Origin of the sequence: Leifsonia stereocauli (genome assembly GCF_038432415.1) — a bacterium.
Lineage (GTDB): Bacteria > Actinomycetota > Actinomycetes > Actinomycetales > Microbacteriaceae > Orlajensenia > Orlajensenia stereocauli.
Window position 1 is genome coordinate 1 of record NZ_JBCAUN010000002.1, and the last position, 13,685, is coordinate 13,685.

14 protein-coding genes are annotated in these 13,685 nt (G+C 69.2%); 6 read left to right on the top strand and 8 right to left on the bottom strand.

What is annotated here, in order from left to right; genetic code table 11:
• Nucleotides 1-324: 324 nt before the first annotated feature.
• Nucleotides 325-855, bottom strand: coding sequence for an adenine phosphoribosyltransferase (locus AADV74_RS08860; RefSeq protein WP_342113149.1), 531 nt, complete (start codon nucleotides 853-855; stop codon nucleotides 325-327).
• A gap of 137 nt (nucleotides 856-992) precedes the next feature.
• On the opposite strand from AADV74_RS08860, the gene purL reads away from it, so the two are divergent.
• The 3 genes from purL to AADV74_RS08875 are packed head-to-tail and all read left to right on the top strand — an operon-like array spanning nucleotide 993 to nucleotide 4,467.
• Nucleotides 993-3,314 carry a phosphoribosylformylglycinamidine synthase subunit PurL gene (gene purL / locus AADV74_RS08865; RefSeq protein ID WP_342113151.1) on the top strand — a complete coding sequence of 774 codons (2,322 nt, stop codon included), beginning with the start codon at nucleotides 993-995 and terminating at the stop codon, nucleotides 3,312-3,314.
• Complete coding sequence (locus AADV74_RS08870) at nucleotides 3,314-3,973, top strand: hypothetical protein (RefSeq protein WP_342113155.1); 660 nt, start codon at nucleotides 3,314-3,316, stop codon at nucleotides 3,971-3,973. The genes purL and AADV74_RS08870 overlap by 1 nt, the downstream gene beginning before the upstream one ends.
• Before the next feature lie 2 nt (nucleotides 3,974-3,975).
• Nucleotides 3,976-4,467, top strand: coding sequence for an NUDIX domain-containing protein (locus AADV74_RS08875; RefSeq protein WP_342113156.1), 492 nt, complete (start codon nucleotides 3,976-3,978; stop codon nucleotides 4,465-4,467).
• A 9-nt stretch (nucleotides 4,468-4,476) separates the two neighbouring features.
• Here AADV74_RS08875 and AADV74_RS08880 read toward each other — a convergent pair whose 3' ends face one another.
• The gene (locus tag AADV74_RS08880; protein ID WP_342113158.1) at nucleotides 4,477-4,884 is read right to left on the bottom strand and encodes a pilus assembly protein CpaE; all 408 of its coding nucleotides are present in this window, start codon (nucleotides 4,882-4,884) and stop codon (nucleotides 4,477-4,479) included.
• Between the two features lie 87 nt (nucleotides 4,885-4,971).
• Here AADV74_RS08880 and AADV74_RS08885 point away from each other — a divergent pair, with 87 nt between their 5' ends.
• On the top strand, nucleotides 4,972-5,394 hold the full coding sequence (locus tag AADV74_RS08885) for a GNAT family N-acetyltransferase (RefSeq protein ID WP_342113159.1): 423 nt from the start codon (nucleotides 4,972-4,974) through the stop codon (nucleotides 5,392-5,394).
• Nucleotides 5,395-5,410: 16 nt separating this feature from the next.
• Here AADV74_RS08885 and AADV74_RS08890 read toward each other — a convergent pair whose 3' ends face one another.
• The 6 genes from AADV74_RS08890 to AADV74_RS08915 all read right to left on the bottom strand — a co-directional run bounded on the left by AADV74_RS08890 (nucleotide 5,411) and on the right by AADV74_RS08915 (nucleotide 11,477).
• Complete coding sequence (locus AADV74_RS08890; RefSeq protein WP_342113161.1) at nucleotides 5,411-6,319, bottom strand: SDR family NAD(P)-dependent oxidoreductase; 909 nt, start codon at nucleotides 6,317-6,319, stop codon at nucleotides 5,411-5,413.
• Nucleotides 6,316-6,666: a chorismate mutase gene (locus AADV74_RS08895; RefSeq protein WP_342113163.1), complete on the bottom strand. Its 351-nt coding sequence runs from the start codon at nucleotides 6,664-6,666 to the stop codon at nucleotides 6,316-6,318. Before AADV74_RS08895 ends, AADV74_RS08890 begins: the two co-directional genes overlap by 4 nt.
• Nucleotides 6,667-6,688: 22 nt before the next feature.
• A complete protein-coding gene (locus tag AADV74_RS08900; RefSeq protein ID WP_342113165.1) occupies nucleotides 6,689-8,422 on the bottom strand; it encodes a SulP family inorganic anion transporter in 1,734 nt (577 codons plus the stop codon).
• A gap of 56 nt (nucleotides 8,423-8,478) precedes the next feature.
• Entirely contained in the window at nucleotides 8,479-9,423 is a 945-nt protein-coding gene (locus AADV74_RS08905; RefSeq protein WP_342113168.1) for a DMT family transporter, read from the bottom strand.
• 93 nt (nucleotides 9,424-9,516) lie between these two features.
• Entirely contained in the window at nucleotides 9,517-11,121 is a 1,605-nt protein-coding gene (locus AADV74_RS08910; RefSeq protein WP_342113170.1) for a solute symporter family protein, read from the bottom strand.
• Nucleotides 11,121-11,477 (bottom strand): DUF485 domain-containing protein, encoded by a 357-nt coding sequence (locus AADV74_RS08915; RefSeq protein ID WP_342113172.1) that lies wholly within the window; start codon nucleotides 11,475-11,477, stop codon nucleotides 11,121-11,123. Before AADV74_RS08915 ends, AADV74_RS08910 begins: the two co-directional genes overlap by 1 nt.
• Nucleotides 11,478-11,671: 194 nt before the next feature.
• Here AADV74_RS08915 and AADV74_RS08920 point away from each other — a divergent pair, with 194 nt between their 5' ends.
• Nucleotides 11,672-12,874 carry a sensor histidine kinase gene (locus AADV74_RS08920; RefSeq protein ID WP_342113175.1) on the top strand — a complete coding sequence of 401 codons (1,203 nt, stop codon included), beginning with the start codon at nucleotides 11,672-11,674 and terminating at the stop codon, nucleotides 12,872-12,874.
• The gene (locus AADV74_RS08925; protein ID WP_342113177.1) at nucleotides 12,874-13,629 is read left to right on the top strand and encodes a LytR/AlgR family response regulator transcription factor; all 756 of its coding nucleotides are present in this window, start codon (nucleotides 12,874-12,876) and stop codon (nucleotides 13,627-13,629) included. The genes AADV74_RS08920 and AADV74_RS08925 overlap by 1 nt, the downstream gene beginning before the upstream one ends.
• Nucleotides 13,630-13,685: the final 56 nt, after the last annotated feature.

The window sequence follows — 13,685 nt, forward strand, 5'->3', positions numbered from 1 at the left end:
CCGTCTCGTTCTCGCTGTCAAATCGAGTGTTTCGCGCCGGATCGAGCGTCCTGATTCGGACTGAATCGACCTTCGCGACTCGAAGCGTGACGCTTGCACGAGAGCGGGTGAACCCCTGGACGCAGATGTAGTCCGAAGACTTTTCGCCTGTGTGTATCAGGGGGTGATCCCCACTTGAGGCCGGCGAGCACGATTCTTATGAACCTTGGCGCTCTGCCGCACCTTTGGGGTGATGAGTAATAATTTACGTGGGTGGAACGTCTGCCGCAAATCTGGAATGCAGCCCGGGCGTGTCGCCGTCTTCGTGCCCGGGGCAGGCCGGTTTCAGGCGCGCAGGAGGCTGAAGACCTCGTAGCCGGAGAGCTGCTCACGGCCGCCCAGTCCCTCGAGTTCCAGTGTCACCGCGACGCCCGCGACGCACCAGCCGGCGCGTTCGATGAGTCGGCAGGCCGCCTGGGCCGTGCCTCCAGTGGCGAGCACGTCGTCGATCACGAGCACGCGGGACCCCGCCGGGAGTTCGTCCTCGTGAACCTCGAGGCTCGCGACGCCGTACTCCAGCTCATAGGTCTCGGTGATGACGCGGCGGGGGAGCTTGCCGGCCTTCCGCACAGGCAGCACGCCGGCACCGGTCAGGATCGAGGCGCCGCCCGCGATGATGAAGCCGCGAGCCTCCAGCCCGCCCAGGATGTCGAACCTCCCGGCGAACGGCGCCACCAGCGCCTCGCACATGACCCTGAATGCTGCGGCATCCGAGAAGACTGGAGTCAGATCCTGAAACTGGATGCCCTCTTCGGGGAAGTCGGGGATCACGTGGATCCGTGCGGACACCTGTTCAGCTGCAGTCGGGTTGCTCACGCAGTCAGGCTATCCCGGCCGGATCGGGGCCCGCCCGCCGACGATAGACTGAGCTCGTCAGGCTGTCCCGCTGAGATCGCCCGCGCCACGCGCCGGGCCCGGTCGAAGCGTCCCCCTTCTTCTGGAGTTCGCCACCCGTGACCACCACGCCTTCCACTCCCACCGTGCCCGTGCTCGACACCGTCGAGAACGCAGCTGCCACTCCCGAGAAGGAGCAGCCGTACGCGGCTCTCGGGCTGAAGCCCGACGAGTACCAGAGCATCCGCGACATCCTGGGGCGTCGCCCCACCAGCGGCGAGCTCGCCATGTACTCCGTGATGTGGAGCGAGCACTGCTCCTACAAGAGCTCCAAGAACTACCTGCGCCAGTTCGGCCAGAAGGTCTCACCCGCCATGAAGAAAAACCTCATGGTGGGCATGGGCGAGAACGCCGGCGTCGTCGACGTCGGCGAGGGCTGGGCGGTCACCTTCAAGATCGAGTCGCACAACCACCCCTCCTACATCGAGCCGTTCCAGGGCGCAGCCACCGGTGTCGGTGGCATCGTGCGCGACATCATCTCGATGGGCGCCCGCCCCGTCGCCGTGATGGACGCCCTGCGCTTCGGCGCGATCGACCACCCCGACACCGCGCGCGTCGTGCACGGAGTGGTGTCGGGCATCTCCTTCTACGGCAACTGCCTCGGCCTGCCGAACATCGGCGGCGAGACGTGGTTCGACTCCGTCTACCAGGCGAACCCCCTCGTCAACGCCCTCGCCGTCGGCGTGCTGCGCCACGAGGACCTGCACCTCGCCAACGCCCGCGGCGTGGGCAACAAGGTCGTGCTGTTCGGTGCCCGCACCGGCGGCGACGGCATCGGCGGGGCATCCATCCTCGCCTCCGACACCTTCGCCGAGGGCGGCCCGACCAAGCGCCCGGCCGTGCAGGTGGGCGACCCGTTCGCCGAGAAGGTGCTCATCGAGTGCTGCCTCGAGCTGTACCGCGGCGAGCTCGTGGAGGGCATCCAGGACCTCGGCGCCGCCGGCATCAGCTGCGCCACCTCGGAGCTGGCCTCGAACGGCGATGGCGGCATGCACATCACCCTCGACAACGTCCTGCTGCGCGACCCGTCGCTGAACGCCGAGGAGATCCTCATGTCGGAGAGCCAGGAGCGCATGATGGCGGTCGTGCACCCCGACAAGCTCGAGGGCTTCCTCGCCGTCACCTCCAAGTGGGACGTCGAGACCAGCGTGCTCGGCGAGGTCACCGACACCGGCCGCCTCATCATCGAGTGGCAGGGCGGCGTGATCGTCGACGTCGACCCGCGCACCGTCGCCGTCGACGGCCCGGTCTACGACCGCCCTGTCGCGTACCCGACCTGGATCGACGCGCTGCAGGCGGATTCGGCATCCGCTCTCCCCCGCCCGTCCGACGGCCCCGCGCTTCGTGCCCAGCTGCTGCAGCTCATGGGCAGCGCGAACCTGGCCGACGCCTCGTGGATCACGAGCCAGTACGACAAGTACGTTCTCGGCAACACCGCGCTCAGCTTCCCTGACGACGCCGGCATGGTGCGCGTCGACGAGGAGTCCGGACTCGGCTTCTCGGTCGCGACGGATGCGAACGGCCGCTACTGCCAGCTCGACCCGCGCCAGGGAGCGCGACTCGCGCTGGCCGAGGCGTATCGCAACGTGGCGGCATCCGGTGCCGTTCCCGTGGCCATCTCGGACTGCCTGAACTTCGGCTCCCCCGAGAATCCCGAGGTCATGTGGCAGTTCTCCGAGGCCGTGACGGGCCTGGCCGACGGATGCCTCGAGCTCGAGATCCCCGTGACCGGCGGCAACGTCTCCTTCTACAACCAGACCGGCGACGTGCCGATCCACCCGACTCCCGTCGTCGCCGTCCTCGGCGTGATCGACGACGTCGCCCGCCGCATCCCGTCGGGCTGGCAGGACGATGGCCACAACATCTACCTGCTCGGCACCACGCGCGAGGAGCTCGACGGCTCAGCCTGGGCCGATGTCGTGCACGGTCACCTCGGCGGCCTCCCGCCCCAGGTCGACCTGGCCGGAGAGAAGCGCCTCGGCGAGCTGCTGCGTGCCGCGGCTGTGGAAGGCCTCATCGACAGCGCCCACGACCTCTCGGACGGCGGTCTCGGCGTCGCGCTCTCCGAGAGCGTGCTGCGCTTCGGCCTGGGCGCCCGCGTCTGGCTCGGCGACATCATGGAGCGCGACGGCATCGACGCCGCGACGGCCCTCTTCTCGGAGTCGGCCGGCCGCGTGATCGTGACGGTGCCGCGCGAGGACGACGTGAAGTTCCGCGGGCTCTGCGACGGTCGCGACTACCCGGTGCTGCGCATCGGCGTGACGGATGCCCAGCTCGGTGCCCTCGAGGTGCAGGACGCCTTCGCCGTGACGATCGATGAGCTGCGCGTCACCAACCGCGCTCCGCTCGCCGACGCCTTCGGTCCCGTCGTCGGATACTGATGTCCGCCCGCCGGGCAGGCCTCGCAGGCGCGGCTGCCGTCACGATCGCCCTGCTCCTCTCGGCCTGCGCGCCGGCGCCGGACCCCGATGCCGCATCGACGACTGCCGCGCCTGCGCCCGAGGCGACGGGTGGCGCCGCGGATCACGGCGATGCCTCCGACTCGCCGCTGTCGTTCGCCGCGAATCCGCGCTTCACGGGCGACGAGCTGCCGCAGATCGCCGACGGCCTCGTGTCGGACTCCCGATGGACCCTGACCAGCCCCGACGACGGCACGGGCTCGTGGGGCTACACCTCGACCGATGAGGCGTGCACCATCACGCTCAGCCAGGTGCTGCTGCCCGAAGAGCTGACCGGACAGACCGACGACCTCGAAGCGACGCGCTCCTACCTCGCGGCCGTGCTGCAGGAGGACCTGCAGGTCGTCGAGGACAACGCCCAGGTGCACCAGTTCGCCGGCGGCGACGACCCGACCGAGGCCCTGCTGCTGAGTGCCGGTGGCCAGGACGGCTCGGCCTGGTTCGTGCTGCTGCGGGTGTTCAGCTCGGTGGATGCCGCCGTCGGCGTGAGCGGCCAGTGCGCCGCGGGCACCGATGTGCGCACGGCGATCGCCACGGCCGAGGGCAAGCTCGGCATCGTCGCTCCGCTCGCGGCGGGCTGATCGTGGCCGCGGTCGAGGATTACAGCGAGGCCTACGCCGGCGAGCACGGGCGCTTCGCCGTGATTCCAGCCGCCTACGTCGTGCTGCGCCGCGGGGACGACGTGCTGCTGCAGCGACGTGCGGACACGGGATACTACGACGGGTACTGGGCCGCCGGGGCCGCCGGTCACGTCGAGCAAGGGGAGTCCCTCCTGGCCGCTGCTGCGCGTGAGGCCCTCGAGGAGCTGGGCGTGCGCGTGGAGGTGCACGATCTCGTGACGCTCACCGTGATGCACCGCACCGGGGGAACCGGAGCGGCCATCGACGAGCGACTCGACGTGTTCTTCGCCTGCACGCAGTGGACGGGCGACCCCGCACTGCAGGAGGACAAGGCCAGCGACCTGCGCTGGTTCGCGCTCGATGCGCTGCCCGACTCCGTCGTGCCGCACGAACTGGCGGTGCTCGAGGCGTTGCGCGATGGGACGTTGGAGCCGATCACGACGTTCGGGTTCTGACGCGGGAAGTCAGCTCGTCGCGCGGGCTATCACGACGAGGAGTGCCTGACCATAGGCCTCGGCCGGCTCCGGATGCTCGAAGCTCCTCTCGGCGCCATCGAGCTCGATGGTCACCTCGAAACTGTCGGGCAGGCGGCGCAGGGCCCGGAACCTGGAGCGCAGGAGCTCCCGCAGCTGGTCCTCGCGCGGCAGCCAGACGGCATCCGTCAACGGCAGCGAATCGAGGGCCCATTCCGTGGTGCCGTTGAATCCGAGAACCGTGCCCGTCGGGTGGTGTTGCGCCTCGATGGTCATCTCGCTCACGGTGAAGATGTCGTCGTCGAGGTCGGGGATGTCGATCTGGAACCTGTCGCCGGACTCCGGCCTCCAGAGCAGGCCGGCCGTGCGCAGTTCGGCGGCGAGCTCGCGGGAGATCATCTCTCCATCGTGCCCGAGCGCCACGACGCGCGATAGTGCATGACCGCGATGCCTGCCGAATCGTCGGCTGTCTGACAGGATCATGCCGTGGATCCGTATCCCCTGCGCGCCGCCACCGAGGCCGACATCCCCGCCCTGCTGGCGTTCTGGGCCCGTGCCGCCGAGAACGACGCCCGACCGGCCGACAGCGCCGACGCCGTGCGTCGACAGATCGAGCGTGATCCGGATGCCCTGATCGTCGCGACCATCGGCAACAGCATCGTCGGCTCGATCATCGCCGGCTGGGACGGCTGGAGGTTCCACCTCTACCGCCTCGCCGTCGATCCGACCCTGCGCCGCCACGGCATCGGGCGGGCGCTGCTGGATGCAGCCGAGAAGCGTCTCATCATGCTCGGGGCGACCCGCATCGATGCCATGGTGCTCGACGGCAACGAGCTCGGACAGCGCATCTGGCGATCGGCCGGCTACCACCGCCAGGACGAGTGGGGCCGCTGGGTCAAGCCGGTGTGAACCGGACTCGGCGGAATCAGCCGGCGAGGATCGCCTCTGTCCGCTGCCACAGCCGCGCGCCGATCGCCGGATCCGTCGAGGCCGCCATGGGCCGTTGCCGCACCGGCGCACCCTGGGTGAGAAGGCTCGGTCCGAAGTACCAGCCGCTCTGCGCCGCGGGATCGGTCGCCGCGCGCACCACGGGCCACGCACCCCGGTCCTTGCCCTGCGCCCAGAGGCCCTGCAGCGCGTCGCCGAAACGCTTCGCGCGGTGGGGCTCGTTCACGCCGGGAACGCGCGGGCTGAGGCCGCCGACCGAGTAGCCGGGCTGCACGACGAGAGCCTTCGTCGTGCTGCCCGCGGCCCGCAGGCGCCGATCGAGTTCGAAGCCGAACGACTCCACCTCGAGCTTCGATTGCGCATAGGCCGTCCACGAGTCGTAGCTGCCGGCGAGCTGCAGATCGTCGAGCGCCGAGCGGGTGAGCCTGGCTGCGATCGAGCCGAGCAGCACGACACGGGCGCCGGGCGAGCGGTCGAGAGCAGGCAGCAGGCGGTTCACGAGGGCGAAGTGACCCAGGTAGTTCGTCGCGAAGACGAGCTCGTTGCCGTCGAGGCTGACCTCGCGATCGCGGGGCGGGTGCACGATGCCGGCGTTGGCGATGAGACCGTCGAGTCTCGGCAGGGCCGCGATGGCGTCGGCGGCCGCGGCGACCGAGGACAGGTCGGAGACGTCGAGGCGCAGCGTACCGACGGTCGAATGCGGCGCGCGGGTGCGGATGGCCCTGGCTGCGGCATCCGCCCGCTCGTCGTTGCGACAGGCGAGGACGACGGATGCTCCCGCGACGGCGAGCTGAGCGGCCGCGAAGAAACCGACGCCGGCGTTCGCCCCGGTGATGACGAAGGTCCTGCCGGACTGGGAGGGGATCTCGTGAGGGTCCCAGGTCACGAGGCGTCACCGGCCGCGTCGATCGTCGCGGCGTCGCTGGCGAAGCGCTCATGGTGGTGGATGACCTCGGCCACCACGAAGTTGAACCACTTCTCGGCGAAGGCCGGGTCGAGGTTCGCGTCGACGGCCAGGGCACGCAACCGCGTGATCTGGCGCTTCTCGCGCTCGGGGTCTGCGGCCGGCAGCTCGTGCGCCGCCTTCAACCGCCCGACCTGCTGGGTGAACTTGAAGCGCTCGGCCAAAAGGTGCACGAGGGCTGCATCGATGTTGTCGATGGACTGACGGATGCCGCCGAGCTCGGCCAGCACCGCCTCGCGTTCGTCATCCGGCGTCGTGGCTTCAGGCATGTCTCGACCCTATTACGAGTCGTCAGGCGGTTGGCTCTGGGGTGTCACCGGGCGCAGCCTGCGCCGCGACGTAGGCCTCGGCATCGGCGACGGCCCGCAGCACCGTGTCTCCGACCCACTCGGTGCTGCGGTAGAGGTTCTCCTCGCCGATGAGGGTGCCGACGTTCTCGTGCTGCAGCTGGCGCAGCACGTGGTCGTTGCTCACCACCAGTTTGAGCAGCGATCCGCGCGACTGGAGGCGGGTGGCGTAGCCGCGCAGCACGTCGATGAGGGAGAGCCCGATCTCGTCGACGCCGCGCAGACGGATGACCACGACCGATCCGGCGCTCTCGGCCGTCACCATGGGAAGGCCGGCTGAGAACGTGGGTGCGCTCGCGAAGAACAGGCTGCCGTAGGGCTGCAGCACGACGACCTCGGCGCCCGGGAGGGTTCCCGGCGGTTCGGTCTCGCGCATCCGTCGCCCCTCGGCGAACTCCAGCCGCACCAGGCGCAGTCGATTCGACTGCGACGCGACGTACAGGATGATGCCGAGGCCCACGCCGAAGAGCACGGCGAACTGCAGCGGGATGACGATGGTGAGCACGAAGGTGGTGGCCATGACGACCGTCTGCACCGGGCCCGTGCGCACGACGGAGAGGATCTTCGCGGGTTTCACGGCCGCAACGCCCACCACGATGAGCAGGGCGGCGAGTGCCGGCATGGCGACGTAGCCGACGAGTCCCGACAGGGTGAGGACCACGAGCGCCATCACCCCGCCTGCGATGAAGAGCGCGAAGCGAGACCGGGCACCAGCCGCCACGATGAGGGCCGACCCCGACATCGATCCACCCACGGGTGCACCCTGGAACAGACCGGAGAGCAGATTGCCAGCACCCTGCCCGATGAAGTCGCGTGAGGCATTGGCCGGGCTGCCGTTGACGTTGCGGAAGGCGCCGGAGACTGCGGCTCCCTGCACGAGACCCACGAGGGAGAGGGACAGCGCCGGCACGAACAGAGGCGCGACCTGGTCGAGATCGGGCAGCACCGGGACCGGAAGGCCCGCGGGCACGTCGGTGATGTCGCGCACGAGGGCGACGGGCAGGCCGAGCACGTCGGTGAACAGCACGGCGAGCGCCGATCCGAGGATGACGGCCACCACCATCCCCATCGCCTTGAGAGGCGTGCGTTGCAGTAGGACGATTCCGCCGATGGTGAGCACCCCGACTAGGAGGCTGGGCCAGCTGATGTCGAGGATGTGCAGCAGCAGGTCGAATGTGCGCTGCAGCCGTCCGGCGCCCTGCGCCGCGTAGCCGGTGAGGTTGCCGAGCTGACCCAGCACGATGTTGACGCCGACGGCCGTGATGAAGCCGGTCATGACGGCGGTCGGGACGAAGCGCAGGAGACGACCACCCCTGAGGAGGCCGGCGGCCACCATGATGACGCCGGTCAGCATGCCGAGCGTGGCGAGTGCGCCGACAGGGTCGGGCCGCGAGAGAATCGCGGCGTCGGCCACCACGAGCGACATGGCGCCTGTCGCCTGCACCGCCATGAAGGAGCTGCTTGTGAAGACTGCCGCACCCACCATGCCGAAGAGGTAGGCGTAGAGACCCGACACTGGGTTGAGGCCGGCGAGCAGGCCGGCAGCCAAGCCGTCGGGAACACTCTCGACCCCGAGCACCAGGCCGGCCATCGCGTCGCGACCGACAGTCTTGCGGTCGAAGCGGGCTCGGAGCCGGTGCAACGGCTTCAGTGTCGCCGACTGCGGCTGCTCGGTCATGCGCGCTCCCATCCGGCACCAGTCTGTCGGAAGCCGGAGGAGCGCGGGGAACGAGTTCAGTGCGAGGGGACGGATGCCGGCGCCGGGCCGGCGAAGACCCTCAGCCGCTTCTGCGTCAGCAGGATCCCGAGGAACACGAGGAGAGCCCCCACCGGCTCGTGCCAGGAGAAGGTCTCGCCGAGCAGGAGCACCCCGAGCAGGACACCGACGACCGGCGTGACGTAGGTGACTGTGGACGCGTTGGTCGGGCCCCACGCCCGCAGCACGTTGATGTTCCAGATGTAGACGACGCCGGTGCCGAGGGCGCCCAGGGCGATCAGGCTCAGGGTGATGGGCCAGTCGAGCGCGACGGGCCCGACGGCGACGATCGGGGTCAGCAGCAGCATGATGACTCCGCCGATGCCGATGTTGATGAACGCGAAGGTCGCCCCGGCGATAGGTCGCCCGCTCAGGAAGCGGCGGGTGTAGCCGAACGTGAAGCCGTAGCTGAGCGCCGAACCCAGGCAGGCGAACTGCCCCCAGAGATCGCCGGTGATCGCTGCGTAGCCCCACGGGCCGATGATGACGACGACCCCGACGACTCCGATGATCACGCCCAGCACCTGGTCGCGCACGAGCTTCTCGACCCTGAACACGGCCGTCGCCATGATGGCGGTCGTGATGGGAGTGACAGCGTTGTAGATGGAGGCGAGGCTCGACGACACGTACTGCTCGGCCCAGGCGAAGAGCAGGTAGGGCACGATGCAGCCGCTGATCGCGATCACGACGAAGTGCAGCCAGACGGCCGGATCGCGCGGCAGTACAGGGCCGCCGTCGACACGGGGGCGGGCGATCAGAACGATGACGCCGAGCACGACACCGCCGAGCACCAGGCGCGACCAGGCGATCTGTCCGAAGCCGACGCCCTCGAGAGCCACCTTCATGAAGAGGAAGCTCGCTCCCCAGATGATGCCCATGCCGAGGAACTGGAGCCAGATGCCGAGGGTGCCGCGCGTCTTCACTCCCCCGACACTACGGCCGACGGCGGATCCCGGACGACGTGCGGGAGCACGCTGTCCGGAATCCGCCGAAGGATGGCTGCCGGCATCCCCTTCCTAGTGCTCCGTCGCCTTCTCGGCTCCGACGCCGGTGAGCGAGCGCACCTCCATCTCGGCCTGCTTCTCGGGGGACTCGAGGTTCTTGTCGAGCACTGTGCCGAGCCAGCCGAGGAAGAACGCCAACGGGATCGAGACGATGCCCGGGTTCGACAGCGGGAAGATGTCGAAATCGGCGCCCTTGATCATGGCCGTCTCGTTACCGGAGACCACCGGCGAGAAGATGATGAGCACGATCGCCGAGACGAGACCGCCGTACATGCTCCACACCGCCCCACGAGTGGTGAAGCGCTTCCAGAACAGCGAATACAGGATCGTCGGCAGGTTCGCGGATGCCGCGATGGCGAACGCCAGCGCCACCAGGAACGCCACGTTCTGGCCATTGGCCCCGATGCCGCCGATGATCGCGACGATGCCGATCACGACGACCGTGCGCCGCGCGACCTTCACCTCGGACCCGGGCTCGGCCTTGCCCTTCTTGATGACGCTCGCGTAGATGTCATGGGCGAAGGACGCCGCCGCCGTGATCGTGAGACCGGCGACCACCGCGAGGATCGTCGCGAAGGCTATGGCCGAGATCAGTCCGAGCAGGATCGGTCCACCGAGCTCGAAGGCGAGCAGCGGAGCGGCCGAGTTCGCGCCTCCCGGAGCTGCTGCGATGACGTCGGCTCCGATCAGGGCCGCGGCACCGTAGCCGAGCACGAGGGTGAAGACGTAGAAGATGCCGATGAGCCAGATGGCCCACACGACGCTCTTACGCGCCTCCTTGGCCGTCGGCACCGTGTAGAAGCGCATCAGCACGTGCGGCAGGGCCGCCGTCCCGAGCACCAGCGCGAGACCGAGCGAGAGGAAGTCGAGCTTGGAGATGTCGCTCACGCCGTACTTGAGGCCGGGCTCCAGGATGGCGGGGGTTCCGGCTGTGGCGACGGCGTGCTCGAGCAGAGTCGACAGGTTGAAGCCGTGCAGCGCCAGCACCCAGACAGTCATCACGCCGGCACCGGCGATGAGCAGCACCGCCTTGATGATCTGCACCCAGGTCGTGCCCTTCATGCCGCCGATGAGCACGTAGAGGATCATGAGCGCGCCGACCACGGTGATGACGACGGCCTGGCCGACCCCGTCGCTGATGCCGAGCAGCAGCGAGACGAGTCCGCCGGCTCCCGCCATCTGGGCGAGGAGGTAGAAGAAGCACACCGCGAGGGTGGTGATGGCGGCCGCGATCCGCACAGGGCGCTGCTTGAGCCTGAACGACAGCACGTCCGCCATCGTGTAGCGACCGGTGTTGCGCAGCAACTCGGCAACGAGCAGCAGGGCGACCAGCCACGCCACGAGGAAGCCGATGGAGTAGAGGAAGCCGTCGTAGCCGGTGATGGCGATGGCGCCGACGATGCCGAGGAAGGATGCGGCCGACAGGTAGTCACCGGCGATGGCCGATCCGTTCTGTCCGCCGGTGAACGAGCGTCCTGCCGCGTAGTAGTCGGCGGCCGTCTTGTTGTTGCGGCTCGCTCGGAACACGATGATGAGGGTGATCGCCACGAAGGCGCCGAAGATGGCGATGTTCAGCCACGGGTCGCCGGGCGATGCGCTGGTCTCGAGGTGCAGCATCAGCGGGTCACCCCCGTCGCGGGCTCGAGCTCTGCTCGCAGTTCAGCCGAGAGCGGATCCAGGCGTCGGTTGGCGAAGCTGACGTACCACATGGTCACGGCGAAGGTCGTGACGATCTGTGAGAGACCGAGCAGAAGGCCGATGTTGATACTGCCGAAGACGGGCGTCGACATGAAGTCGTGCGCGTAGCCGGCGAGCAGCACGTAGGCCAGGTACCAGAGCAGGCACGCGACGGTAACGGGGAACACGAAGCGGCGGTGGCGGCTGCGCAGACGTTGGAACTCCGGTGACTGCTGAACGGCGCGGAAGTCGACGGTCGGTTCCGTCGTCTCCGCACTGGGGGCGTCGTTGCCCATGACGTTCTCCTTCGAGAGTGGGGAAGCGACGAAGCTGGCGCGCCGCGCCGCTGCGGTTCGTGCCCACTCTGCTGCCGGGTGACCCGGCTGAGGAGGGGCATCCGTTCGTCGTCGCTGAACGGAGTGCTTCGTGCGACGAGCGGATGCCGCCAGCCGGTGAACGACGGACGTGGAGCGGATAGGGTCTTGAAGCAATGCCGGAGTCAGTGTTGATGATCGGCGCCGCGGGAATCCTGCTCGGCGTCGCGATCTCCGCTGCCTTCGCGTTCGCCCGGCGGTTGGTGCGCGGATCGCGTGAGCTCGGCACCGACGCCGAGCGCGCCACGTACACGACCCTGCACCTGGCGTCTCGCGCTGCCGGGCACCTTCGCGGCGGATTCGACGCCGGCGATGCCGTGAAGGCGGCGCGTCCTCTGCGTACCCTGCTCGGCTGCGAGGCCCTGGCCATCACGAACGGGCCGCTCGTCCTCGCGCTCGACGGAGGCGACGACACCGTGCGCGCCGAGGCCGAACGGCTGGCGGCGAGTGCGGCAGCGGCGACTCCGGGGCGGCGCGCCCAACTGCTGCGCGATTGCATCGGATCGGGACGGACGCATCTCGACGCCGTGGTCGCACCGGTGACCCGCGGCGGTGTCGTGACGGGGTCGGTCATCGCCTTCGCTCCACGCGCCCGAGCCGGCCTGGTGCGGGCGACGGGCGAGGTGGCCGACTGGGTGTCGGCCCAGCTCGAGCTCGGCGAGCTCGACGCCTCCCGCACGGCGCTGGCCGAACTGGAGCTGCGGGCGCTCCGAGCCCAGATCAGCCCGCACTTCATCTACAACGCGCTCAACGCCATCGCGTCGTTCATCAACACCGACCCGACCAAGGCCCGCGAGCTCGTGCTCGAGTTCGCCGACTTCACGCGCTACTCCTTCCGAAGACAGGGCGACTTCACAACGGTGGCCGAGGAACTGCGCAGCATCCACAGCTACCTGCAGCTCGAACGGGCACGCTTCGGCGAGCGCCTGGCCGTGACCCTGCAGATCGCCCCCGAGGTGCTCTCGACCGTGATCCCGTTCCTCAGCGTGCAGCCCCTCGTGGAGAACGCCGTGCGCCACGGACTCGAGTCGCGCGAGACGGGCGGACGCATCACCATCAGCGCCGACGACGCCGGCGGCTTCGCCGAGATCAGCGTCGAGGACGACGGCGTCGGCATCGATCCGGCCGTGGTCGCCGAGGTGCTCGCCGGCGGCGCCAGCGAGCACGTGGGCCTGCGCAATGTCGACGCGCGCCTGCGCCAGGTCTACGGCGACGAGTACGGCCTGGTCGTGGAGACCAACGTCGGCAGCGGGATGCTGGTGCGGATGCGGGTGCCGAAGTCCCAGCCGCATCACGAACTGGCGATGGGAGGGGTGTGATGACCGGACGCCACATGAGCGTGCTCATCGCCGACGACGAGAGGCCGGCCCTCGACGAGCTGGCGTTCCTGTTGCGCCGGGACGCCCGCATCGGGTCGATCCACCTGGCATCGTCGGGAGCCGAGGCCCTGCGCCTGCTCTCCACCGAGCGCATCGACGCCGCCTTCCTCGACATCCACATGCCCGGGCTGTCGGGCTTCGACCTCGCGAGGGCGCTCGCCCGCTTCGAGCACACGCCGGCGCTCGTCTTCGTGACGGCCGACGAGGAGGGGGCCGTGGAGGCGTTCGACCTCGCCGCCGTCGATTACCTCCTGAAGCCGCTGCGCCCCGAGCGCCTGGAGCGGTCGGTCACCAGGGTGCTGGAGGCACTGCGGGCTGCATCCGTCTCGGGGCAACAGCCACCCCACACCGAGGACGCGATGATCTCGGTGAGCCTCGGCGGCACGACCCGCATCGTGCGGCGCGACGACATCCGCTACGTGCAGGCGCAGGGCGACTACGCCAGGCTGCACACGGCCGAGGCGAGCTACCTCGTGCGCATCCCGATGGCGGACCTCGAACGCCAGTGGGCGGATGCCGGTTTCGTGCGCATCCACCGCTCCTACCTGGTGGCACTCACCCACGTCACGCGCATCCGCCTCGGGGCAGTGCCGCCCACCGTCACCGTCGACGGCGCCGAACTGCCGGTGAGCCGGCGCCTGCTGCCGACCCTGCGCGAGACCCTCGAGGCTCGCCGCATCCGCCCCACTGCATGACAGGCTCCGAGCGATCGACGGGGCCGGCGCCTCTGCCGGCCGCGCTTCCACGGGTG